The 21,996-nt window shown below is 68.8% G+C and carries 21 protein-coding genes; 15 read left to right on the top strand and 6 right to left on the bottom strand.

Going from position 1 to position 21,996, the window contains the following annotated elements; translation table 11 throughout:
* Window positions 1-49: 49 nt before the first annotated feature.
* Window positions 50-1,699 (top strand): phosphatidylglycerol lysyltransferase domain-containing protein, encoded by a 1,650-nt coding sequence (locus ABIC66_RS05960; protein ID WP_354068532.1) that lies wholly within the window; start codon window positions 50-52, stop codon window positions 1,697-1,699.
* Window positions 1,700-1,706: 7 nt separating this feature from the next.
* Here the strand turns inward: ABIC66_RS05960 and ABIC66_RS05955 are convergent, their stop codons facing one another.
* Entirely contained in the window at window positions 1,707-1,922 is a 216-nt protein-coding gene (locus ABIC66_RS05955; RefSeq protein ID WP_354068530.1) for a hypothetical protein, read from the bottom strand.
* 208 nt (window positions 1,923-2,130) lie between these two features.
* On the opposite strand from ABIC66_RS05955, the gene ABIC66_RS05950 reads away from it, so the two are divergent.
* The 5 genes from ABIC66_RS05950 to ABIC66_RS05930 all read left to right on the top strand — a co-directional run bounded on the left by ABIC66_RS05950 (window position 2,131) and on the right by ABIC66_RS05930 (window position 7,697).
* Window positions 2,131-5,049 carry a peptidoglycan-binding protein gene (locus tag ABIC66_RS05950; protein ID WP_354068528.1) on the top strand — a complete coding sequence of 973 codons (2,919 nt, stop codon included), beginning with the start codon at window positions 2,131-2,133 and terminating at the stop codon, window positions 5,047-5,049.
* 74 nt (window positions 5,050-5,123) lie between these two features.
* Window positions 5,124-6,047 (top strand): sulfite exporter TauE/SafE family protein, encoded by a 924-nt coding sequence (locus tag ABIC66_RS05945; protein ID WP_354068526.1) that lies wholly within the window; start codon window positions 5,124-5,126, stop codon window positions 6,045-6,047.
* Window positions 6,044-6,820: a TIGR02186 family protein gene (locus ABIC66_RS05940; protein ID WP_354068524.1), complete on the top strand. Its 777-nt coding sequence runs from the start codon at window positions 6,044-6,046 to the stop codon at window positions 6,818-6,820. Before ABIC66_RS05945 ends, ABIC66_RS05940 begins: the two co-directional genes overlap by 4 nt.
* A gap of 3 nt (window positions 6,821-6,823) precedes the next feature.
* Window positions 6,824-7,285: a DUF3429 domain-containing protein gene (locus ABIC66_RS05935; RefSeq protein ID WP_354068522.1), complete on the top strand. Its 462-nt coding sequence runs from the start codon at window positions 6,824-6,826 to the stop codon at window positions 7,283-7,285.
* Window positions 7,286-7,355: 70 nt separating this feature from the next.
* Window positions 7,356-7,697, top strand: a complete 342-nt coding sequence (locus ABIC66_RS05930) for a VOC family protein (protein WP_354068520.1) — start codon at window positions 7,356-7,358, stop codon at window positions 7,695-7,697.
* On the opposite strand, the gene pdeM is transcribed toward ABIC66_RS05930, so the two are convergent.
* Together pdeM and ABIC66_RS05920 are read right to left on the bottom strand one after the other, a co-directional pair.
* On the bottom strand, window positions 7,694-8,401 hold the full coding sequence (gene pdeM / locus ABIC66_RS05925; RefSeq protein WP_354068518.1) for a ligase-associated DNA damage response endonuclease PdeM: 708 nt from the start codon (window positions 8,399-8,401) through the stop codon (window positions 7,694-7,696). The two genes, ABIC66_RS05930 and pdeM, sit on opposite strands and share 4 nt — an antisense overlap.
* A complete protein-coding gene (locus ABIC66_RS05920) occupies window positions 8,398-10,875 on the bottom strand; it encodes a ligase-associated DNA damage response DEXH box helicase (protein ID WP_354068516.1) in 2,478 nt (825 codons plus the stop codon). Before ABIC66_RS05920 ends, pdeM begins: the two co-directional genes overlap by 4 nt.
* Before the next feature lie 158 nt (window positions 10,876-11,033).
* On the opposite strand from ABIC66_RS05920, the gene ABIC66_RS05915 reads away from it, so the two are divergent.
* The 6 genes from ABIC66_RS05915 (at window position 11,034) to ABIC66_RS05890 (ending at window position 17,677) form a co-directional block, all read left to right on the top strand.
* The gene (locus ABIC66_RS05915) at window positions 11,034-12,020 is read left to right on the top strand and encodes a tetratricopeptide repeat protein (protein WP_354068514.1); all 987 of its coding nucleotides are present in this window, start codon (window positions 11,034-11,036) and stop codon (window positions 12,018-12,020) included.
* A 56-nt stretch (window positions 12,021-12,076) separates the two neighbouring features.
* On the top strand, window positions 12,077-14,902 hold the full coding sequence (locus ABIC66_RS05910) for an ATP-dependent DNA helicase (RefSeq protein ID WP_354068512.1): 2,826 nt from the start codon (window positions 12,077-12,079) through the stop codon (window positions 14,900-14,902).
* A gap of 57 nt (window positions 14,903-14,959) precedes the next feature.
* Complete coding sequence (locus tag ABIC66_RS05905; RefSeq protein ID WP_354068510.1) at window positions 14,960-15,400, top strand: hypothetical protein; 441 nt, start codon at window positions 14,960-14,962, stop codon at window positions 15,398-15,400.
* Between the two features lie 168 nt (window positions 15,401-15,568).
* Window positions 15,569-15,835: a helix-turn-helix domain-containing protein gene (locus ABIC66_RS05900; protein WP_354068508.1), complete on the top strand. Its 267-nt coding sequence runs from the start codon at window positions 15,569-15,571 to the stop codon at window positions 15,833-15,835.
* 444 nt (window positions 15,836-16,279) lie between these two features.
* Window positions 16,280-17,029 (top strand): hypothetical protein, encoded by a 750-nt coding sequence (locus ABIC66_RS05895; protein ID WP_354068506.1) that lies wholly within the window; start codon window positions 16,280-16,282, stop codon window positions 17,027-17,029.
* Window positions 17,030-17,494: 465 nt separating this feature from the next.
* Window positions 17,495-17,677, top strand: coding sequence for a hypothetical protein (locus ABIC66_RS05890; RefSeq protein WP_354068504.1), 183 nt, complete (start codon window positions 17,495-17,497; stop codon window positions 17,675-17,677).
* Here ABIC66_RS05890 and cuyB read toward each other — a convergent pair.
* The 3 genes from cuyB to ABIC66_RS05875 all read right to left on the bottom strand — a co-directional run bounded on the left by cuyB (window position 17,667) and on the right by ABIC66_RS05875 (window position 19,927).
* Window positions 17,667-18,359, bottom strand: coding sequence for a cysteate racemase (cuyB, locus tag ABIC66_RS05885; RefSeq protein WP_354068502.1), 693 nt, complete (start codon window positions 18,357-18,359; stop codon window positions 17,667-17,669). The genes ABIC66_RS05890 and cuyB overlap by 11 nt on opposite strands.
* On the bottom strand, window positions 18,359-19,357 hold the full coding sequence (cuyA, locus tag ABIC66_RS05880; protein WP_354068500.1) for a D-cysteate sulfo-lyase: 999 nt from the start codon (window positions 19,355-19,357) through the stop codon (window positions 18,359-18,361). The genes cuyB and cuyA overlap by 1 nt, the downstream gene beginning before the upstream one ends.
* 75 nt (window positions 19,358-19,432) lie before the next feature.
* The gene (locus ABIC66_RS05875; protein WP_354068499.1) at window positions 19,433-19,927 is read right to left on the bottom strand and encodes a hypothetical protein; all 495 of its coding nucleotides are present in this window, start codon (window positions 19,925-19,927) and stop codon (window positions 19,433-19,435) included.
* Between the two features lie 180 nt (window positions 19,928-20,107).
* Here ABIC66_RS05875 and ABIC66_RS05870 point away from each other — a divergent pair, with 180 nt between their 5' ends.
* Genes ABIC66_RS05870 through ypfJ form a run of 3 tightly spaced genes read left to right on the top strand, consistent with a single transcriptional unit; the run spans window position 20,108 to window position 21,995 of the window.
* The gene (locus ABIC66_RS05870; protein WP_354068497.1) at window positions 20,108-20,668 is read left to right on the top strand and encodes a tetratricopeptide repeat protein; all 561 of its coding nucleotides are present in this window, start codon (window positions 20,108-20,110) and stop codon (window positions 20,666-20,668) included.
* 57 nt (window positions 20,669-20,725) lie between these two features.
* Complete coding sequence (locus tag ABIC66_RS05865; protein ID WP_354068496.1) at window positions 20,726-21,139, top strand: hypothetical protein; 414 nt, start codon at window positions 20,726-20,728, stop codon at window positions 21,137-21,139.
* Between the two features lie 7 nt (window positions 21,140-21,146).
* Window positions 21,147-21,995: a KPN_02809 family neutral zinc metallopeptidase gene (gene ypfJ / locus ABIC66_RS05860; RefSeq protein WP_354068494.1), complete on the top strand. Its 849-nt coding sequence runs from the start codon at window positions 21,147-21,149 to the stop codon at window positions 21,993-21,995.
* The last annotated feature ends 1 nt before the right edge of the window (window position 21,996 follow it).

Genomic DNA, 21,996 nt, shown 5'->3' with positions numbered 1-21,996 from the left:
GAGGGGCCGCTGCTGGATCCCGCGAGGGATTCGTCCTTTCGGGATCTGGATGTCCTCGACCGTTTTCAGGCCCGCGGCCCTGGCGATCGCGCCGACCCTGGCGGCGATCCTGGCCGCGTCGGCCGGGGTCATGCTGCTGGCCTCGGGCGCGACGCCCTCGGAGCCCACCCGCTTCCTGCTGCTGCTGGCCTTCGCGCCCGACCTGCTGATCGAGATCAGCCACTTCTTCTCCTCGATCCTGGGCCTTGTGCTGCTGCTGCTGGCGTTCGGCCTGCGCGCGCGGCTGGGCGCGGCGTGGTGGGCGGCTCTGATCGTGCTGGCCGCCTCGGCGGTGCTGGCCATCTTCAAGGGCCTGAACTGGGAGGAGACGGCGATGCTGTCGGTCTGCTTCCTGGGCATTTTGCCGTTCCACGAGGCCTTCCCCCGTAAGGCGGCCTTGACCAAGATGGAGATCACGCCCGGCTGGTTGCTGTCGGCCGGCGCGGCCGTGGCGGGCGCGGGCTTGCTGGGCTGGTGGTCATTCAACCACACCGAATTCGCCGACAAGTCCTGGATCCGGGTGCTGCAGGACCATGACGAGGCCGCCCGGGCCATCCGCTCGTCGGTGGCCGCCGCCATCGTGCTGCTGGCCGTCGGGGTCTGGCGGCTGGTCGCCACCGCCGCCACCCCGGCCGTGGTCGACGACACCGATCCCGACTTCGACCGTGTCCGCGCCATCCTCGCCAAGGCCGAGGACGCCGAGCCCAGCGCCAACCTGGCCCTGCTGGGCGACAAGCGCTTCCTGTTCTCGGCCTCGGGCGACAGCTTCCTGATGTTCGGCGTACGGGGACGGTCCTGGATCGCCCTGGGGCCGCCGGTCGGCAAGAGCGAGGAGCGCATGGAGCTCTTCTGGCGCTTCCGCGAGCTGGCCGACGCCCATGCGGCGCGCGCGGGCTTCTACGGCCTGGGTCCCGAGGACCTGCCCGACACCGTCGATCTCGGACTGGCCATTCAGAAGACCGGCGAGAGCGCCGCCGTACCGCTGGACGCCTTCAGTCTGGTCGGCCGCCGCCGCGAGGTCCTGCGCCGCAACTGGCGCAAGGCGGGGGAGGGCGGGGCGGCCTTCGAAGTCCTGCCCGTGGGCGCGGCCGTGGCGATCATGGACGAGCTGAAGGGGATCTCGGACTCTTGGCTGAGCCACCACGCCGGCGGCGAGAAGAGCTTCTCGATGGGCGGCTTCGATCCGCGCTACGTGGCCGAGTTCCCGGTGGCGGTGGTGCGCAGCGAGGGCAAGATCGTCGCCTTCGCCACCCTGTGGACGACGTCCAGTAAGACCGCGTTCTCGATGGACCTGATGCGCTACTCGGACGAGGCGCCCAAGAACGTCATGGACTACCTGTTCGTCGAACTCCTGCAGTGGGGCAAGGACGAGGGCTACCAGGCGTTCGAGTTCGGCGTCGCGCCCCTGGCCGGCCTGCAGGACCGCCCGCTGGCCCCGATCATGTCGCGGGTCGGCCGGCTCCTCTACGAGCGCGGCGAGGAGATCTACAATTTCCAGGGCGTTCGGCGGTACAAGGACAAGTACGACCCCGTCTGGCAGCCGCGCTACATTGCCGCGCCCCAGAAGTGGGCCATCCCTTTTCTGCTCGCCGACATCGGTCTGCTGTCCTCGGGCGGGGTCTCCGGGCTCGCGAAACGGCCGAAGAAGGCCTCCAGCTAGGCGCGACCTAGTAGCGCGGCTGGCCGCCGGTCTCGACCCCCAGAAGGTTCACCAGGTGCACGACCATCAGCATCAGGCCGACCACGCAGACCATCATCAGAGGGCGCCACGGAACCATGCGCGGGCCCTTTAGGACATTGATCGGGCGCGCGCCGAACCAGCCGCAGACGACGGCGAGGACGAGAAACGTGGCCGTCAGGGCGATGGTGATGGCGAGGTCCATGGCGCCTTCTAGGCCTGCGACAATCCGCCTGGCAAATGGTTAACGTGCGTTAACCCTCTTGCATTTGAAGCGCGCTACAGAACCTTGGGACTCTGTCCCGATTCCTCCACAGTGAATCGGTAAGGCGCTAGATCTAGCGTTTTCGTCGCGTTTACACCCCAGGAATCGGTGACTAGCGTTTTCCACAGATGTGTGGAGATCGATTCGCATGACGGCGGCTTCGCCATGGAGCGTAAAGGGGATCGACCCCAAGGCACGTGAGGTCGCCAAGGACCTCGCGCGTCGCTCCGGCATGACTCTGGGCGAATGGCTCAATCGAATGATCATCGAAGGCGATGGTCAGGGTTCGGAGCAGAACGCCAATTCCGACAGCGCGCCCAGCCGCGCCTATCTCGAGATCGTCAAGGACGATGCGCCCCCGCGTATCGAGATCGCCGAGCATCCGGCAGATGAGGTCGGCCGCGTCGCGATCGCGCTCGACCGTCTGACCCAACGCATCGAGGCGGCCGAGGGCCGCAACGCCGCCGCCATTTCCGGCATCGACCACTCCGTCCGCGACGCGCTCACGCGATTGGGACAATCCGAGCGTGAACAGATCGCCGTCGCCGCTCGTTTCGAAGGCGCTGTGGACGAGCTTAAGACCGAGCAGGCCCGCGCCGTGGAGCGTGTGCGCCGCATCGAGACCGAGGCGGCTGGGCCGCGTTCGGCCGAAGCGCTGCGCGCGCTGGAAGGCGCGCTCGGCAAGGTCGCCAGCCATCTTTATGACGGCGAGGCCCGCACCCGCGAGGCGATCGCCGCGCTGGAAGCCCGCATCAACGAACAATCGGCGACCCCGCAGGATCCCGCCGCCTTGGTCGACGCCGTCGTGGCGCGTCTGGGCGAGCGCCTGGAAGCCGCCGAGACCCGCACCAGCGAAGCCCTGCGCGAGCTGGGCTCGTCGTTCTCGGCCCTGGACAGCCGTCTGGGCGCCGTCGAAGGCGCCAATCCGGCCGCCGGCGTGCAGGAGCGCCTGGACACCCTGGCCGCCACCCTGGCTCAGCGCATGGAAGCCGCCCGGGTCGAGATGGCCGCCAAGCTGCGCGAAAGCGCCGACGGCCGCTTCGATCGCATGGAGCGCAAGCTGGGCGAGATGGCCGCGCACGTTCAGGCCGCCGAGCAGCGCTCGGCCCAGGCCATCGAGCGCATGGGCCGCGAAGTGGTCGGCGTCGCCGACGCCTTCAATCGCCGCGTCCAGGCCGCCGAGCAGCGCAACGCCACGGCCATTGAGCAGGTCGGGGGCGAGGTCGCTCGCATCGCCGCGACCGTCGAGCACAAGCTGAACCGCGCCGACAGCGTCCAGGCTCAAGCCCTGGAAAAGCTGGGCGGCGAGATCGCCCGCATCACCGAAAAGCTGGCCGAGCGCATCGGCAGCGCCGAACGTCGCAACGCCCTGGCCATCGACGATGTCGGCGAGCAGGTCGCTCGCGTCACCGAGCGTCTGAACCAACGCCACGAACGCTCCAGCCAGGAGTTGGTCGACCGCATCCGCCAGAGCGAGGAGCGCACGCTCCGCATGCTGGAGGAAGCGCGCGAGAAGATCGACACCCGCCTGCACGACGCCCAGCGCAAGCTCGAGGCCGCGCCGCCGCCGGTCGTCGCCGCTCCGGCCCCCGCGCCGACCCGCCCCGCGCCGGCCATCTCGCCGTTCGAGGATAGCTATTTCGGTCAGGCCGCGTCGTTCAGCGGCCACGACACGCATGAGGACGAGGACGTCTTCGAAGCGCCGCCGGCGCCGTCGCGCGCGCCGGCCTTCGAGGTCGCCGAGTTCCCGGCCGCCGAGCCGGAAGAGCCTTCCTTCGCGCACGACGACTATGCGATCGCCGACGGCTTCGAGCCGGAAGCGCCGCGCTACGAGATCGAGCCGGAGGTTTCCGACTTCGCCCCGCCCGAACCGCCGCGCCCGCTGTCGACTCGCGACATCATCGAGCAGGCCCGCGCCGCCGCGCGCGCCGCGGCGGCCGCCGACGCCAAGGGCGCTGGCAAGGCCAAGTCGGAAAAGAAGGCCAAGGGCGAGAAGTCGGGTTCGCTGTTCAGCGGCTTCGGCGGTTTCACCTCCAAGAAGCAGAAGCGCCGCCTGGGCGCGACCGTCGCCACCGCCGTCACCGTGTTCGGCGCCGCCGGCGCCCTGGGCGCGGGCGTGGGCGGCCTGCTGCTGCTCAATACCGACGGTTCGGGCGCCGCGCCCAACCGCGTCGCCGCCGCCATCGCCGGTCGCAAGGCCGATGTCGTGGTCACCAGCCCCGAAGCCGACACTACCCCCGGATCGCCGCGCGCCGCCGTGGCCTTGACCGCCGGCCAGGCCACGCCGGTCGACGCGCTCACCCCGGCCCAGCCCGCCGACAACGCCAAGGCCCTGTTCGAGGATGGCGTCCGCAAGATCGAGACCGGCGACCGCTCAGGCCTGGACACGCTCAAGCAAGCCGCCAACGGCGGTTACCCGGCCGCCCAGTTCTACCTCTCGAAGCTGTACGAGAGCGGCAAGGGCGTGAAGCAGGACATGCCGGAGGCCCGCCGCTGGAGTGAGCGCGCGGCCGCCGGCGGCGATCCGCGCGCCATGCACAACCTGGCGCTCTACTACTTCAAGGGGGAAGGCGGTCCGCGCAACGTGACCACCGCCGCCACTTGGTTCCGCAAGGCTGCCGACCTGGGCCTGGTGGACAGTCAGTTCAACCTGGCCCAGCTCTACGAAGGCGGTTTCGGCGTCAGCCAGAACCCGGCCGAGGCCTACAAGTGGTACGTGATCGCCGGCCGCGCCGGTGACGCTACAGCCCGCGGCCGCGCCCAGGCCCTGCGCGCCCAGCTGACGGCCGAGGCACAGCAGACCGCCGATCGCTCGGCCCTGGCCTTCCGTCCGCAGACCCAGGCCCAGACGGCCAGCCTGTCGACCGCCGCCCCGGCCGCCAACGCCAATCTGGGCCTGGCCCAGAAAGTGCTGTCGCAGCTGGGCTATTACCAAGGTCCGCGCGATGGCGTCGCCTCGCCGGCCCTGCGCATGGCCATCGCCGCCTACCAGCGCGACCAGGGCCTGCCGGCCTCGGGCGCCATGGACGGCGAGACCCTGAACCGTCTGGCGGTCTACGCGCGCTGATCGCTTCGCGTTGACGCGCAAGGCCCCGACCGGCAATCAGGGATATCCCTGACGCCGCAAGGGCCGCGCGAGCTTTGCACTTCTACCTTCCCATCGCCGAGGTGTCGGTGAACGCGCTGCTGCTGGTGGTGCTGGGAGGGCTCGTCGGCTTCATTTCCGGCATGTTCGGCATCGGCGGCGGTTTCCTGATGACGCCGGTCTTGGTGTTCATGGGCATCCCGCCGGTCGTGGCCGTGGCCAGCGAGGCCAACCACGTCGCCGCCTCGTCGGTCTCCAGCGTCATCGCCTACAGCAAGAAGCGCGCGGTCGACTTCCGCATGGGCGCGGTGCTGGCCAGCGGCGGGGCGATCGGCTCGTTCGCCGGGGTCGAGGTGTTCCGCTGGCTGCGCCTGATTGGCCAAGCGGACTTCGCCGTCTCGGTCTCGTACCTGCTGTTCCTGGGCGTCATCGGCGGGCTGATGCTGACCGAGTCGGTCGGCGCCATCCTGCGTCGCCGCAGCGGCCAGCCGCCCAAGCCGCGCCGTGATCGCCGGCCGCTGCTGCTCTACGCCTTGCCGTTCAAGGTCCGTTTCCCGCGCTCGCGGCTCTATATCAGCGTCATCCCGCCGATCTTGTTGGGCGTCTTCGTGGGGATCCTGTCGGCGGTGATGGGCGTCGGCGGCGGCTTCATCCTGGTGCCGGCCATGATCTACCTGCTGCGGATGCCCGCGCCGGTCGTGGTGGGCACCAGCCTGTTCCAGATCGTCATCACCACCTCGCTGACCAGCGTGCTGCAGGCCGGCCGCAATCAGACGGTCGACATCGTGTTGGCGACCCTGCTGCTGCTGGGCGGGGTGATTGGGGCCCAACTGGGCGCGCGGGCCTCGGGCCGGTTCCGCGCCGAGGAGCTGCGGGCCCTGCTGGCCTTGCTGGTGCTGCTGGTCGGCCTGCGCATGGGCGCGGGCCTGTTCCTGAAGCCCGAGGAAGCCTTCGTCCTGATGACGGGGACGCCGCGATGACCGCGCCCGCGCAGGTTCCTTTGGTTCAGGCCCCGCCGGCGGCCGCTGTGTCGGCGGCCCTGACCGACACCGAGATCCGGGTCAGCTCCGGCTTCCGGGGCGCGCGGATCGTGCTGTACGGCGCCGTCTTCGACCCCAAGGATCGCCCCAGCGACATCGTCGTCATCGTACGCGGTCCCGACCAGCCGCTGCGCATCGCCCGCAAGACCCAGGTCGCCGGTCTGTGGTTGAACAGCCGGCCGGTGGTGTTCCGGGGCGCGCCCGGCTTCTACCGCGTGGCCTCGACCCGGCCTTTGCAGGAGATCGCCGGCTTCGCACCTCTGCGACATCTTGGCGCGGGCCTTGAGCACCTGGCCATCGCCGCGCCGCTGGAGCAGCGGGTCGAGACCACCTACGGCGTCCGCGACGTCGTGGTCAGCCGCCTGGGCGCCGACTATCTGGACTGGCGGCGCGCCGTGCTGCGCCTGAAGCAGAAGGCCGGCCTCTACGCCGCCGACCCGCGCGGGGTCCGCTTCGTCGACAAGGGCCTGTTCCGCGCCCAGCTGGACCTGCCCGCCGAGGCCCCGATCGGCCAGTACACCGCCCGTATCGTGCTGTTCCAGGACGGCAAGCCGGTCTCGATCCGCGACCGCGCCCTGGTGGTCGAGAAGGCCGGCGCCGAGCGGGCGCTCTACCTGTTCGCGAAAGATCGTCCGTGGACCTATGGGCTCGTGTCGGTAATAGTCGCGCTCGGGGCAGGGTGGGCGGCTTCGGTCGCCTTCCGAAGGAGTTGAGTCATGAACGAGTCCGCGGCGGAGCGGACGCCGGTTCCGCCGGCGGTATGGGTCTTTGGTCTATCGACCCTCATTCCCTTCTTCATCGCATCGGGGCTGTTCTGCTACGGCCCGGTCGCCATCCAGAAATCGTCGCTGCTGGGGCTGCTGGCCTATTCGGCGGCCATGGTCTCGTATTTCGGCGGCGTGCGCACGGGGCTGGAGATCGAGCACCCCAGCCCGCGCTGGTCGGTGCTGGGCATCTCGCTGTTGTTCCCCCTGGCCGGATTCGGCCTGCTGCTGGGCGAGCTGAAGTTCGAGCCGGCCTGGCAGTTGTCGGGTTTCCTGCTGGTCTTCCTGCTGCAATGGGTCTGGGACGTCACCGACCACGACGGCCCGACCTGGCGCCCGCGCATGCGCACCCTGATGACGGCCGGCGCGGCCATATCGCTGGCGTTTTCGCTGGAGCAGGCGCTGCATATGTAGCCCGTGATGGGCTTGTTAAAATAAATGCGACCCGATCAGTGAGGTCCTGGCAACCGAAGATCGGAACGACATGGACCTCGCCCTCAAACGCATCATTCTCTTTTCGTCAGACGTGCCCCGGCTGGCCGCCTTCTATCGCGATGTCATCGGGCTGCCGGTCATCGGAACCGAGGAAGGCTGGGTCGAACTCGACGGCGGGGCTTGCGCCATCGCGATTCACGCCGGCCGTTCGAAGGTCGGCGCCAGGCCGCCAAAGCTGGTCTTTCACGCAACGGACGTCGGGACGGCGCGGGCTAATCTGATCCTGCGAGGCTTCAAGGCTCTGGGCCCGGTCAAGTCCTCGGCCAAGTTCGACATCTGCGACGGGCGCGATCCCGACGGCAACGCCCTGCAGATCTCCAGTCGGTCCTAGTCCGGTCGCAGCGACTTGACGCCAACCGCGTGAACCCGCTTGGGCCCCAGCGCGCCCGCCAACAGCGGGCCGGCGAACAGGTTCGAGAACGCCTCGTCCAGGATATTCAGCCCGCCCGTAAAGGCGCCGAACGCCGGCAGCACCAGCCGCTGGCCGTCGGTGACGAAGCAGCGGCGGCGGATCGTGGCGCGACCGCTGGTGACCTTGGCCGCCGGATGCAGGTGGCCAGCGACCTCGCCCAACTGCACGCCGGGCAGGGGTTCGTGGCGCAGGGTCAGGCCCGCGATCACGGCCTCGTCGATGATCTCGCCGGGCAGAACCCGGGGGCCGTCGGCGTCATGGTTGCCCACCGCCCAGACCAGCTCGCGGCCAAGGGCCAGCCCCTCCAGGCGTCGATAGTCGTCGGCCGCCAGCCGGGCCTCGCCGCCGCCGTCGTGGAAGCTGTCGCCTAAGAAGATCAGCCGCGCCGGCGAGAGCAGGGCGATCTCGCGGTCCAGCCGGTCCAGGGTCTCGCGGGTGTCGTAGGGCGGCAGCATTTGGCCGAAGCGCGCGGCGTAGCTGCTGCCCTTCTCGAAGTGCAGGTCGGCGACCACCAGGGTGCGCTGGGCCTCCAGCCACATCGCCCCGGACCAGCGCAGCATGACCTCGACATTGGATAGGGCGATCCGCAGACCGCCACAGACGGAGGGTTGGAAACGCGTCACGACATGGCCTCGGCGATCAGGTCTTCCTCGGCCTCGGCCAGGATCATCTCGCCGGCGGCGTCTCCCGGCGCGCGCTCGCGGCCGATCTCCAGCATGATCGGCACGGCGAACGGCGAGACGCGATCCAGCGGTATGTGGCGGATGTTCCCGTGCACGCGGGTCAGCATGTCGCCCAGCCGGGCGATGTCGAGCATGCCGGTGGCGGCGTCGTGCCGGGCGCAGCGGAGCATCAGGTGGTCGGGTTGGTGTTTGCGCAGCACGTCGTAGATCAGGTCGGTGGAGAAGGTCACTTGCCGCCCGGACTTCTCGGCTCCCGGGTGGCGCCGTTCGATCAGGCCGGCGATCAGAGCGCAATGCTTGAAGGCCCGCTTCATCATGAAGCTCTCGTCGAGCCAGGCCTCCAGGTCGTCGCCCAGCATGTCCTGGGCGAACAGCTCGTCCAGATCGAGGTTGTCCATCGGCCGCAGCGACCACAGGTTCAGGGCGTAGTCGTTGCAGACGAAGCCCAGCGGTCCGACGCCCAGCCGATCCAGCCGGCGGGTCAGCAGCATGGCCAGGGTGGTGTGGGCCAGGCGGCCCTCGAACGGATAGCAGACCATGTGGAAGCGCTTTCCGTTCGGAAAGGTCTCCAGCAGCATTTCGCCCTCGTCCGGAATGGCCGAGCGGACCTTCTGCCAGGCCAGCCATTCCTGGACGTCCGGGGGCAGGGCTGTCCATTCGCGCTCGTCGTGCATCATCTGGCGCACACGGCTGGCTAGATAGGTCGAGAGCGGGAACTTCGAGCCGCCCCAGCTGGGCATCTTGGGATCGTCGTTCGGCGCGGGCGACACGAAGGCGTCGGCGCCGACCATGCTGTTGTAGCGCCAGACCTGGCCCGCGAAGATGAAGGTGTCGCCGGGCGTCAGCTGCTCGAAATAGCCTTCCTCGGCCTCGCCGATCTTCCTGCCGCCCACGGGTTTGCGGCCGCCGCCGATGCGGATGTTGATCATGCCCGGCGAGACGATGGCCCCGACGTTCATCCGGTGCTGCTGGCGGGCCTGGGCGTTGCGGGCGGTCCACAGACCGTCCTCGTTGCGCACGATGCGCCGGAACTTGTCATAGGTGCGCAGCGCGTAGCCGCCGGTCGAGACGAAGTCGACGACGGTCTCGAAATCCTCCCAAGACAGCTCGGCATAGGGACCGGCGGAGCGCACCTCGTCATAGAGGGCGATCAGGTCGAACGGTTCGGAGCAGGCGCAACCCATGACGTGCTGGGCCAGGGTGTCCAGGGTTCCGATCCGTGGCGGGTCGCCGTCCAGATGGTTTTCCAGGATGGCGTCGGCGGCGGCGCGGCACTCCAGCATCTCGAAGCGACTGGCGGGCACGAACAGGGCGCGGCTGGGTTCGTCCAGGCGGTGGTTGGCGCGGCCGATCCGCTGGACCATCCGCGAGGCCCCCTTGGGCGCGGCCAGTTGGATGACCAGGTCGACGTCGCCCCAGTCGATGCCCATGTCGAGGGTCGAGGTGCAGACCACGGCCCGCAGCGCGCCCTTGGCCATGGCGGCCTCGACCTTGCGCCGCTGCTCGGCCGACAGGCTGCCGTGGTGCAGGGCGATCGGCAGACCCTCGTCGTTCAGCTCCCACAGCCTCTGAAACGCGAACTCGGCCTGGAAGCGGGTATTGACGAAGATTAGGGCGGTCTGGGACGACTTGATGATCTCATAGACCTCGGCCATCGCGTGCTCGGCCGTGTGGCCGGCCCACGGCACGCGACCGCCGGAGACCAGGACCTCGACCACGGGCTGCGCGCCGCCCGAGCCGAGGACGAGATCGATGTCGGGTTCATGGACCTCTTCCCCCGGGTGGGGAGGCGCATTGTGCCCCAGCCACTTCCGCACCAGGTCTGGATCGTCCACCGTCGCCGACAGCCCCACGCGCCGCAGCGCCGGCGCGAACAGCTGCAGCCGCGCCAGGCCGAGCGCCAGCAGGTCGCCGCGCTTGGACGGCCAGATCGCATGGGCTTCGTCGATGATCACGCAGCGCAGGTCGGCAAAGTACTCGCGCGCGCCTTCCCAGGCGCAGAACAAGGCGAGCTGCTCTGGCGTGGTCAGCAGGATGTCGGGCGGCTTGATCCGCTGGCGAGCCTTGCGGCTCTCGCCGGTGTCGCCGGTGCGGCTCTCGGCCACGATCGGCAGGCCCATCTCGCGGATGGGAGTCAGCAGGTTGCGCTCGACGTCGACGGCCAGGGCCTTCAGCGGCGAGATGTAGAGGGTGTGGACGCCGGCCGGCGTATTGCGCGGCGGCCGCTCGCTCAGCTCGATCAGGCTGGGCAGGAAACCGGCCAGGGTCTTGCCGCCGCCGGTCGGGGCGATCAGCAGCGCGCCGCGCCCCTGGCGGGCCTTCTCCAGCATGGCCAGCTGATGTTCACGCGGGCTCCAGCCGCGGGCGGCGAACCAGTCTCGGAACCTGGGGGGAAGGGCGTCAGCCGCGAGCATTGTTCGCGATATAGCATGTTCCCCTTCTGTTTCATCCGTCTTTTGCGCCGTCCTTTGCGCAATTGGCGGGCGAGTCCGGTTGCGCGGGGTCGGGCTTGCGGTTGTCTGGCTTGACGCCCCGCCCGTCGATGCGACGATCGGGAGACGGTGGGGACGTGATGCGGAACAGGATGCTGCCCGTGCTGTTGGGCTTGGCGCTGTCGATCGACGGCGGAGCTCGCGCGTGGGCGGACGTTGTTTCTTATGGCGGTCCTTCCGAGGCCAAGGCGACGTTCGAGACCACTCTCAGTCAGGCCAAGCGCGGCGACGCCACGCGCTATGTCGACCTGGCCATGCTGTACCTGGACGGCGAAGGCGTGGGCCGTGACGTGCCCCAGGCGCTGTTTTGGCTGCGTAAGGGCGTGGCCTGCGGCGACACCGACGCCATGGTCGAGCTGGGCAACGTCTATTTCGACGGCGCGGACGGGGTTAAGGCCGACCGTCGGGCCGCGTTGAAGCTCTACGCCCGCGCGGCCCAGCTGGGCGATCCGAACGGCATGTACAATGTCGGCGTCGCCCACGAGGGCGGCGGCGGCATCCGCGAGAACCGGCGCTTGGCGCTGTCCTGGTACCTGAAGGCGGCCGCCGCCGGTTCGGCGCGCGGGGCCTATAGCGCCGGCGAGGCCTATCTCGACGGTTATGGGACCAGGATCGATTTGGCCCAGGGCGTGCTGATGCTGCGCCGGGCGATCGAGATGGGCTCGGCCGACGCCATGAACGCCTTGGGCCGCCTGCACTCGGAGGGCGCGGGTGTGCGGCAGGACCACGCCGAGGCCCTGCGCCTCTACGCCGCCGCCGCCAGCAACGACCTGCCCGCGGGCATGTCGAACCTGGGCGTCGTGCATCACAACGGCGAGGGCGTGCCGATCAACTACACCGAGGCGCTGCGCTGGTTCCAGATGGCCGCCGACCGGGGCTATCTGGAGGCCTGGTACGATCTGGGCGTCATGTGCGAGCGCGGCCAGGGCGTTAAGGCCGATGATGACCTGGCCCTGCTGATGTATCGCCGGGCGGCCGAGAGCCAGGACGCCGACCTGCGGCAGAAGGCCCAGAAGGCGATCAACCGGCTGGAAGGCTTCGACGATGAGGACGGCCCGATCGTCTGAGCCGAAAAGCCGTTGTTCCCATTCTGTTTCGCGCCGGTTTTTGCTAACAGACTCGCGTGACCGCTTTCCCGCCGACTCTGGATCTCGCGCCCGCCCTGGTCGTTCTGCCCGGGCCGCGGGCCGGCATGGCCGATGGCGGCGGCGAAGGTCGGATCCTGCGCGCGCCGGACGCCCGCGACCTGTTCGAGCATGGCCCGGTGCTGGTGGCCCACGCGGCCATGACCGCCCGGCGCCTGAACCTGTCGCCGCCGTCGCGCGGGCCGCGTCTGTTCGACGTGCTGGAACTCTACGCCTTCGTCCGCCCGGCCACCTTCTGCGCGCCGTCGGCCGTTGGCCTGGCCATGGCGCTGGGTCTGGTCGAACCGCATGGCGCGGCGGAGCAAGCTCAGAGCCTGCGCGAAAGCGCCGACGCCCTGCTGCGCGAGCTGGCCCTGACGCCGGTTCCATCGCGCGAGGAGGCCTTGGCCGTGGCCGAGACCCTGGCCAAGGCTGGCTGGTCGTGGGGACCGGCCGTCATCGGCGCGCTGCGCTCGGTCCAGGCCGGCAACCAGTTCCGGGGCTCGGGCCTCGACGTCTGGGCCCGCATCGCCGAGTGGGAGGACCAGGCCCCGCCGGGCGAGGCTGGCTCCCGCCCGATCGATCCCGAACGGGCTGGGGAGCGCTTGGCAGAGCTGTTGCACCGCTCTGGCCTGGAGGAGGTGCGCGAGGCTCAGGTGACCTTCGCCAAGGAGGCCGCCTTCGCCTTCCAGCCGCGCGAGCGCGAGGGCGAGCCGCGCATGATGCTGGCCGAGGCCGGCACGGGCGTCGGCAAGACCCTGGGCTATCTGGCGCCGGCCTCGCTGTGGGCCGAGGCCAACGGGCCATCGGTCTGGGTCAGCACCTATACCCGCGCCCTGCAGCGCCAGATCGAGCGCGAGAGCCGCTCGATCTATCCGGACCCCAAGGAGCGGGCCCGCAAGGCGGTCGTGCGCAAGGGCCGCGAGAACTATCTGTGCCTGCTGAACTTCCAGGAACAGATCAACGGCGCCCAGCTGGGCAACGGCGACCTGATCGGCTTGGCCCTGACCGCCCGTTGGGCGCGCGCCACCCGCGACGGCGACATGACCGGTGGCGACTTTCCGGCCTGGCTGCCGACCTTGTCGGCCGTGCCGCCCTCGGCCCAGGCCAGCCCCTCGAACTTGGTCGACCGGCGCGGCGAGTGCATCCACGCCGGCTGCCAGCACTATCGCATCTGCTATATCGAAAAGGCGGTGCGGGCGTCCAAGCGCGCCGACATCGTCATCGCCAACCATGCCCTCGTGCTGACCCAGGCCGCTTTCGACGGGGCGCGGACGGCGCGGGGTTTGAAGGGCGACAACGAGACCACCAGCCTCAAGCGCATCGTCTTCGACGAGGGCCACCACCTGTTCGAGGCGGCAGACAGCGCCTTCTCGGCCGCTCTGTCCGGGGCCGAGGCCGCGGAGCTGCGCCGCTGGATCCGCGGACCCGAGGGACGCGGCCGGCGCGGGCGCGGCCTGGAAGCCCGCCTGCTCGACATCCTCGGGGACCGCGAGGGCGCACGCGGGGCGATGACCCAGGCGATCCACGCCGCCGCCGCCTTGCCGGGCGAGGGCTGGTCGGGCCGCGTCGCGCCGCCGGACGGCCAGATCAATCCGATCGGACCGATCGAGAACTTCCTGGTCGCCGTCATCGAACAGTTGCGAGCCCGCACCAGCGAGCGCGGCGGGGCGGATCTCGGCCTGCAATGCGACGCCCGTCCGGCCACCGATCTGGTTCGCGAGCGGGCGCCGGAAGCGGCCAGGGCCCTGGCCTCGCTCGAGGCCCCGCTGCTGGCCCTGGCTCGGGCGCTCGAAGATGTGCTGGACGAGGAGGCCGAGCATCTTGGTCCTTCCGAACGCGCCCGCATCGAAGGCGCGCTGCGGGGCCTGGATCGTCGCGCCCGCATGACCTTGCCGGCCTGGCGCTCGATCCTGAAGGCGATCGAGGACGACGATGTCGATCCGACCGAGACCGACCCGGACTTCGTCGACTGGTTCGAGGCGACCTTCCTCTACGGTCGGGTTGTGGACGCCGCCTGCCGCCGCCACTGGGTGGACCCGACCGAGCCGCTGCGCGCGGCGGTGCTGTCGCCCGCCCACGGGGTGCTCGTGACCAGCGCCACCCTGGTCGACCCGGCCCTGGAGGATCCGTTCGCCCTGGCCGAGATGCGCACCGGCGCGGCGCGCCTGCCGACCGCGCCCAAGGTGCTGCGCCTGGTCTCGCCGTTCGACTATGCGAACCACGCCAAGGCCTATGTCGTCACCGACGTGAACAAGGAAGACCCGCGCCAGGTCTCGGCCGCGATGCGCGAGCTGTTCCTGGCCGCCGGGGGCGGGGGGCTAGGCCTGTTCACCGCCATCCGCCGGCTGAAGGCCGTCCACGAGCGCATCGCCGCGCCGCTGGCCGACCAGGGCCTGGCGCTCTACGCCCAGCACGTCGACCCGCTGGAGGTCGGCGCGCTGGTCGATATCTTCCGGGCCGAGGAGGACGCCTGCCTGCTGGGCACCGACGCCATTCGCGACGGCGTCGACGTGCCGGGCCGGTCTCTGCGTCTGCTGGTCTTCGACCGTGTGCCGTGGCCGCGTCCCGACGTCCTGCACAAGGCCCGCCGCCTGCGCTTTGGCGGCAAGGGCTATGACGACGCCGTGGCCCGGGCCCGGATCAGCCAGGCGTTCGGCCGCTTGATCCGCCGCGCCGACGACCAGGGCGTCTTCGTCATGCTCGACGCCGCCGCGCCCACGCGTCTGTTCTCCAGCCTGCCCGAGGGCGTGACCATCGAGCGGGTGGGGCTCGTTGACGCGATCGAGGCGACCGCCGCATTTTTGTCGAAGACGCGGACTTAACAACGCTTCAGTTCATCTGGAGAAGCCTTCTTGGTTGGTCTCGCCAAGTCCGTTCTTATGGCGTCGGTCCTCGCCGCGGCCTTGTTGGTCGCCCACGCCGTCGAAGCCGAGGAGTTCGTCCGCGACGACTGCCGGTCATTTGTCGCGCCGAGCCACGGCCTGAACTACGACACGCCAGTCCATGCCCGCTGGTACAAGCGCTTCTGGACCGGGACCTGCGACCACCTGCCGTTCTGTTTCTCAGGGTCGCCGAACTGGAACGACATCGTCGCCAAGCTGATGGCCAAGGGCGGCTCTCGGGAGCAGCCGGCCCTGTTGCCCAAGGCCTGCCGCCTGGGCCAGCTGATCGGGCTGGAATGGTCGCGCGACAAGAAGATCCGCCACATCACGACCGGTGACCTGCGCGTGTTCAACAACATGCTCGAAGCGTCCGGCGATCCGCTGCGCGGTGTCGACCAGGTCGACGCCAAGGCGCGCGCGATGACAACGCAACGCTGACTCAAAGCCGTCGAATTTCTGCAATCGAGACGCCCTACAAGATCTCCAAGAGGGGGAGGCCTCCATGCCTGTCCGAACGGACTGGCATGGTTTCAAAGTTTTGAAGCGTGGCAGACGCCGAAACCGCCCACACTTTCGGCTGCCACGCTTCAGCCCAGGAGCGTACCGATGATGACCCGACCCGCCGACCCCGCGATCGACGAAGCCGCCACGCCCGCCCGTGCGCGGTCCGCCCGCGCCCTGGTCCAGGCGGTCCGCTGGCGCACCGGGTTATCTCAGGCCGAGTTCGCCGAGGCGTTCCACATCGACCTGACGCTGCTGGAAGACCTCGAGCACGGCGACGCCCGGCCCGACGCCGCCCTGACCGCCTATCTGCGGGTTATCGACCACGCGCCTGGGGTGGTGCGCGCCGCGCTGGGCCGCGCGGTCTCCTAGCGTCCATGTGGTGAGCCCGTCGGCCGCACCGCTTCCGGCGATCGGGGCGGTCTGAAGATCGAGCGGGGGGCGGCCGCGGGCCCTTGTTGGCGGCCGCGCTCCACGACCACCATTTGACCGCGGATTGACCGATTCCGAAGGCCTTCATACGCAAGGGTACGCCAAAGACGCCGGTGAACCTACGATGCGCCGGCAAGTAAGAGGCGCTGGAAACCGGTGTCAGGATGGGGTTGGCCAGTATTCGTTCTTTCCAGATAACAATGGTTTTTCTTGACCTCCGGGATTTGTGTCACGACCGAGTGCCGCATTTTTTGGTCGATCGTTTCTGAACAGGCATGGGAACGACGACGTTAACCATGGATTCTTTTTGATCTGCGACGGAATGGTGAGGCTCGCTCGTTTAGCTTGGCAACGGGCGCTGACTTCAAGGTTTCGAGGCACTCCATGGTCGAAACACTGTTCTTCTTTCACAACCCGAAGGCCGGCGGCACTTCGGTTGTCGATGCGCTGAGCCGACTGTTCCCTGCCCAGAGGCGCTGTCCTCGCATAGAGAACGACGCGACCGAGCATGAGATACGCGCGGGTCGATATGAGGTGTTCCGAGGTTACGACCTCTACGCGGGTCACTACGGCCTCGACATCTATGAAGCCGTCGGCGGGCGTCTGCCGATCGCGACCAACTTCCGCTGGCCGATCGACCGCGTGGTGTCCGTCTATCGCTATTTCCGGCACGTGGTCGAGCTGACCGACGTCCAGGCCCGCGACCCGCGTTTTACGGCCGTTCGATTGGCCAAGAGCCTGTCGCTGGATGACTTCGTGACTTGCGACGATCCTGCCGTGTTGTTGCATACCAGCGATCATCATTTCCGTCAGCTGACGGGATCGGGTTGGTCGTCGGCCTATGAGCGCGACCTGCGCGCCGCTAGGACGCTGATCGATCGCATGGTCTGGTTCTATGTCTGCGAGCACCCTTACGAGTCGCTGGCCTGGGCGGACATCGCTTTCGACGGACGGGTGTCGACCGTCCAGCGCTTGAATGTCACGCGCGCCGAGGATTCGGCGGAGGCGGTCCTGGGCCCCGGGGCCTATCGCGAATTGGTTTGGCGGAACCAGAAGGACATCGCGGTCTATCAGTACGCGCTCGGTCGGTTGCTGGCCGAAGTGACCCCGGCCGAGATGCGTCTGACCGCCTGAGCTAGGCCGTGACGTAGCGCCGACATGGTCTCGGCGCTTGGGGTTGGTCATCCATTCTTGTCCCCAGTCTCTCTTCGCCCCGCCAACTGCGGCGGCTCGTCGCGGTCTGAGCGGCGCGCGCGCGCAAGACCTTTGATCGCAAACGATTTCTAGCTTGGCTTTGTCCCCAGAATGGGGCCTGCGACAGGCGGACGCGTTGCCTGTCGATCCGCGTTCGGCGAAATGAGGGTCATCAAGTTTCTGAGGCGACGCCGCCGCGCTCGAAGTTCAGCGCCGCCGACGCCGTCCTGTTGGGGAACAGGACGACGCCCCCGGACCAGCAGGTCCGGGGGCGTTTTCATTTGGTTCAATACTCAGACTTTTACATTCTGTGACAATCGGGCGCACACTATTCCTCGAACAACGTGCGCTGTGCGTCCAGCGGTCGCATGGCGGGCCCGTTCATCTCCTGTAAACGTTTGCGCCATGGGGAACCGTAACGATCATATCGTTGAAGCGGAGCATCTCGAGCGACAGGCCGAGATCGCCGACAACGCGCATGCTCGCGCGGCGCTGCTGCGCATGGCGCAAGCCTCGCGCGGCGCGGCGGCCTTGATGGGCCTGTTCGACGCCTGCGGCGAAGACGCCCGGCCGACGCTTACGCGCTGATTTCGCCGAGGCAGACCGCCACGCAGCGGCGCGCCAACTCTTCCGTCGCATCCAGGAAAGGGACCGACAGGTCCGCCGCGCTCAGCACCAACGGCACTTCCGTACAACCCGCCACCACGCTCTGCGCGCCCTTGCCGACCAGGCGGTGGGCGAGGGCGGCCATGGTCTCGCGGGAGGCCGCGCCGATATCGCCCTGCTTGATCCGGTAAAGCAGGGCCATGAACTCGACCTGCTCGTGGTCGTCCAACATCACCACCTCCAGCCCCATGTGCGAGAAGCGGTCGCGATAGAGGCCAAGGGCCAGGCTGGTGCCCAGGACGCCGACGACGCTCGCGCCCTTGGCCTGGGCGGCGAGGCCGGCCGTCTCCAGCATGTCGACCAGGGGCAGGCCCGCGGCGCGAACGTTCTCGGCATAGGCGTGGGCGGTGTTGCAGGCGATGGCCAGGACCTCGGCCCCGCTGTCGCGCAGGCCGGCCGCCATCGCCGCCAGCACCGGACCGGGGTCGGACGTGCTGACATTGCGGTCCGGGACCTTGGGATTGATGTCGACCAGCACGCGCAGATGGTCCTGCTCGCGCTTGACCGGCGTGGCCGCCTGCAGCTTGGCCAGGAAGTCCAGAGTGGCGGCCGGACCCATGCCGCCCAGGACGCCCAAAACCTTGCTGTCAGGGGTCTTGCTCATTAGAGGGCGGGCTCCAGCACGCTCTGATAGCCGAACAGACCTTGGGCTCCGCCGGTGTGCAGGAACACGACCCGCTCGCCCTTGAAGGCGCCCTTGCGCGCCTGATCGATCAAGCCCTTCATCGCCTTGCCCGAATAGACGGGATCCAGCAGCAGGCCTTCGGTGCGAGCGGCCAGAGCCAGGGCGTCGATCACGGCCTGGTCCACGAGGCCGTAGCCTTCGCCGACATAGTCGCAGTCGGCCACCACCCTCTCGCGCTTGACGCGGTCGGCCGCGCCGATGGTTTCGGCGGTGGCGACGGCCAGGTTGAAGACGTTCTCTTCCTGCTTGGCCTTGGGCGCCCGGACGCCGAAACCCAGGATCGGGATGTCGACCGACAGCGCCGCGAAGCCGGCGACGAGGCCGGCATGCGTGCCGGCGCTGCCGGTGGCGGTGACCAGGCGGTCGAGCTTCAGGTCCATCTGGTCGGCCTGGACCACCAGTTCGCGGGCGCAGTCCACATAGCCCAACGCGCCGATCGTGTTCGAGCCGCCGCCCGGGATGACATAGGGCTTGCCGCCGCGCTGGCGGACACTTTCAGCGGTGCTCTCCAGCTCGGCGACCATGTCCGTACCGCCGGGGACGTAACGGATCGCCGCGCCCATCAGCTTGTCCAGCAGCACATTGCCGTTGCCCATGTAGTCGCTGGCCTTCGAGCCGGTGCGCTCCTCCAGGATCACCTCGGTCCTCAGGCCGAAGCGGGCGCCGGCGGCGATGGTCTGGCGGACATGGTTGGACTGCACCGCGCCCTGGGTCACCAGGGTGTCGGCGCCCTGGGCCAGGGCTTCGCCCAGCAGGAACTCGAGTTTGCGGGTCTTGTTGCCGCCGCCGGCCAGGCCGGTGCAGTCGTCGCGCTTGACCCAGAGATCGATGCCGAGTTCCGCGCCCAGGCGGGGCAGGGGCTCCAGCGGCGTCGGCAGGTGGGCGAAGCGGGCGCGAGGAAAGCGGGCGAGATGCATGACGGCGACGGTCCCTGACAGAGTCGCCGCCTCTGTTAGCACGGCCAGCGCCAAGCGCGACCGCGGAGTCTCGGCCTACGGGTTGGAGACTGGCGGATCAGCCGGCGAGCGCCGGGGCGCCACGCGCGCCTTGGCCCGCTGAGCGGCCTGGTTGCGGGCCGTGGGGCTGCGATAGCGATCCTTGATCATCTCGATCAGCTCATATGGCGCCGCGCCGATCCTGCCGCCGACCTCGTCGCCGCCGCGCGGGGAGTGCTTGAGGATCGCGATGACGTCGCGAACCTGGCCTTCCTTGCCCCGGTCGGTTTCGAAGTCGTACCAGCCGCGTAAGGTCTTGCAGGCCTCATGAGGCAGTCGCGAGTCCCCCCTGACGAGGCGCACGCAGATCACCCTGTCCGGCTGCTCCTTTAGCAAGACATCCAGCTGCCGTTCGATCTCCAGGTCCGAGGGCACGGCGCCGCCCCAGCCACGGCGCGGCTGGATGATCGCTGGCGCGACTTCATTGGCCTCGGAAGCACTCTGCGGAGGCGCTCCCGCCATGGCGAAGGCGAACATGACGGACAACATCATGGGATCACATCCATATGGGTTCTGTCGGGATGGTGGTCGGCGGAAATGTATTTCGCAACCTTAAATATGCAATGTCCGCTCTTGCGCGGATGTCGTCGACGGACATGAACCTCCGGGCCAGTGGTGGTATGATGAGGCCGGAGGGCCGACGGACATACGATCGGTTCCAGGGAGGAAGACATGACCCGAATGATCCCGTTCGCCGCCCTTTGCGCGGCGGCTTTGTTCAGCGCCGCCGGAGCGGCCGGCGCCTCGACCCTGGTGATCGGCAGCGGCTCGGCCCAGGAGTGTTCCGACGCGGCCTTGAAGGGCCGCACCGACAACCGCGCGGTGCTGGCGTGCACCACGGCGCTGGAGGTCGAAAACCTGAACTTCCGCGACCGCGCCCGCACCTATGTGAACCGGGGCGTACTGCAACTTCGGCAGCGCGATTTTCCCGCGGCGCGCGCCGATTTCGACCAAGCCGCCACGATCGATCCGAACCTGGGCGAGGCCTATGTGAACCGTGGCGCGACCTATGTCGGCGAGGAGCGCTACCGCGAGGGCGTCGAGCAGATCGACAAGGGGCTTACCCTGGGCGTCAAGGACCCGGAGAAGGCCTTCTTCAACCGCGGTCTGGCCAATGAGGGCCTGGGCGACCTGCAGGCGGCCTACAAGGACTATTCGCGGGCGGCTGAACTGAAGCCCGACTGGCCGGCGCCGAAGACCGAACTCGCGCGTTTCACCGTCAAGCGGCCCTAGGTCCCAAGGGAAGCGACGCCGGGCGCGTCGTCGGTCGTTCCGGGTGAGGAGTGTTCGATGACGCGCGCGGTGCTTCTGTTGTCGGTCAGCCTGGCGGCGCTGAGCATGGCCAGCGCGCGCGCTCAAGACCTGCGCGACATCCAGGCTCGCAACGCCGCCGCCCACGCGCTGGAAGACGCGCGACGCGATCTGCTGTCCAGCCAGATCGAGACCTCCAACGCCAACGAACGGGCGCGGACGGAGCTGCGACTGCGCGATCTCGACGCCCAGCGGACCGGCGCGCCGAGCCTGCGGTCGCTGACCGTTCCTCCAGCGAGACCGCTTGACGACGTCGCCCGTCGCGACGCCGATCTCGCAAGATCCATGGACCGGATGGAGCGCCTGACGCAGGATGCGTTGGCGCAGAGCAATGCCCGCATGCTGGCCATCCGACCCGCCAGCGAGCGCCAGAACACCAGCAAGAAGGATTGAGGATCTCATGGAGTGGGAAGGCGGTCGCCGGTCCGGCAACATCGAGGACCGACGTGGGCTTGGCCCGGTCGGCATCGCCGGCGGCGGTATCGGCGCGGTGGTGTTGGCCGCCATCGGCTATTTCGTGTTCGGCATCGATCCGCGCAGCACGATGGAGGCGACGCAGGGCCTGCAACAGCCCGCCCAGCAGGAAGGTGCGCGCGGCGAGGTCACTGACAAGGAAGGCCAATTCGTCGATGTGATCGAGACCTCCAACCGCGAGGTCTGGACGCCGATCTTCCGCAACGAAGGCGTCGAGTACCGGCCGCCCGAGGCGATCGTGCTCTACAAGCAGGCCACCGGCACCGGCTGCGGTACCGGTCAGTCGGCGATGGGGCCGTTCTATTGCCCGGCCGACCAGAAGGTCTATCTGGACTTGTCGTTCTGGAGCGAGCTGGAAACCCGCTTCGGCGCCCAGGGCGAGTTCGCCCGCGCCTATGTGATCAGCCACGAGATCGGCCACCACGTGCAGCACCTGCTGGGCGCGGACCAGCAGGCCCGCCGCCTCGGCGCGCGGGGCGAGGAGAGCGGTTCGGTGCGGCTGGAGCTGCAGGCCGACTGCTACGCTGGTGTCTGGGCCGCCCACGCGGGCGAGGCCTCGGGCGGCCGGATCGTCATCAACCGCGCCGACATCAAGGATGGCCTGGGCGCGGCGGCGGCGGTCGGCGACGACACCATCCAGAAGCAGACGCAGGGCCAGGTCGTGCCCGATAGCTTCACCCACGGCAGCAGCGCCCAGCGGATGCGCTGGTTCACGCGGGGTTACGACAACGGCGACCCGTCGGCCTGCGACACCTTCGCGGCGTCGCGGCTGTAGC

The organism is Caulobacter sp. 1776 (genome assembly GCF_040545685.1).
GTDB lineage: Bacteria > Pseudomonadota > Alphaproteobacteria > Caulobacterales > Caulobacteraceae > Caulobacter.
The sequence above is the reverse complement of the archived record's forward strand: the minus strand, read 5'-3'. Positions and strand labels throughout refer to the sequence as shown.

Bases quoted from the DNA above. Each gene is read 5' to 3' on its own strand.
- ABIC66_RS05960 (WP_354068532.1), top strand. From the start codon at position 50: ATGTCCTCGACCGTTTTCAGGCCCGCGGCCCTGGCGATCGCGCCGACC.
- ABIC66_RS05955 (WP_354068530.1), bottom strand. From the start codon at position 1,922: ATGGACCTCGCCATCACCATCGCCCTGACGGCCACGTTTCTCGTCCTC.
- ABIC66_RS05950 (WP_354068528.1), top strand. From the start codon at position 2,131: ATGACGGCGGCTTCGCCATGGAGCGTAAAGGGGATCGACCCCAAGGCA.
- ABIC66_RS05940 (WP_354068524.1), top strand. From the start codon at position 6,044: ATGACCGCGCCCGCGCAGGTTCCTTTGGTTCAGGCCCCGCCGGCGGCC.
- ABIC66_RS05935 (WP_354068522.1), top strand. From the start codon at position 6,824: ATGAACGAGTCCGCGGCGGAGCGGACGCCGGTTCCGCCGGCGGTATGG.
- ABIC66_RS05930 (WP_354068520.1), top strand. From the start codon at position 7,356: ATGGACCTCGCCCTCAAACGCATCATTCTCTTTTCGTCAGACGTGCCC.
- ABIC66_RS05920 (WP_354068516.1), bottom strand. From the start codon at position 10,875: ATGCTCGCGGCTGACGCCCTTCCCCCCAGGTTCCGAGACTGGTTCGCC.
- ABIC66_RS05915 (WP_354068514.1), top strand. From the start codon at position 11,034: ATGCGGAACAGGATGCTGCCCGTGCTGTTGGGCTTGGCGCTGTCGATC.
- ABIC66_RS05905 (WP_354068510.1), top strand. From the start codon at position 14,960: ATGGCGTCGGTCCTCGCCGCGGCCTTGTTGGTCGCCCACGCCGTCGAA.
- ABIC66_RS05900 (WP_354068508.1), top strand. From the start codon at position 15,569: ATGATGACCCGACCCGCCGACCCCGCGATCGACGAAGCCGCCACGCCC.
- ABIC66_RS05895 (WP_354068506.1), top strand. From the start codon at position 16,280: ATGGTCGAAACACTGTTCTTCTTTCACAACCCGAAGGCCGGCGGCACT.
- ABIC66_RS05890 (WP_354068504.1), top strand. From the start codon at position 17,495: ATGGGGAACCGTAACGATCATATCGTTGAAGCGGAGCATCTCGAGCGA.
- cuyB (WP_354068502.1), bottom strand. From the start codon at position 18,359: ATGAGCAAGACCCCTGACAGCAAGGTTTTGGGCGTCCTGGGCGGCATG.
- cuyA (WP_354068500.1), bottom strand. From the start codon at position 19,357: ATGCATCTCGCCCGCTTTCCTCGCGCCCGCTTCGCCCACCTGCCGACG.
- ABIC66_RS05875 (WP_354068499.1), bottom strand. From the start codon at position 19,927: ATGATGTTGTCCGTCATGTTCGCCTTCGCCATGGCGGGAGCGCCTCCG.
- ABIC66_RS05870 (WP_354068497.1), top strand. From the start codon at position 20,108: ATGACCCGAATGATCCCGTTCGCCGCCCTTTGCGCGGCGGCTTTGTTC.
- ABIC66_RS05865 (WP_354068496.1), top strand. From the start codon at position 20,726: ATGACGCGCGCGGTGCTTCTGTTGTCGGTCAGCCTGGCGGCGCTGAGC.
- ypfJ (WP_354068494.1), top strand. From the start codon at position 21,147: ATGGAGTGGGAAGGCGGTCGCCGGTCCGGCAACATCGAGGACCGACGT.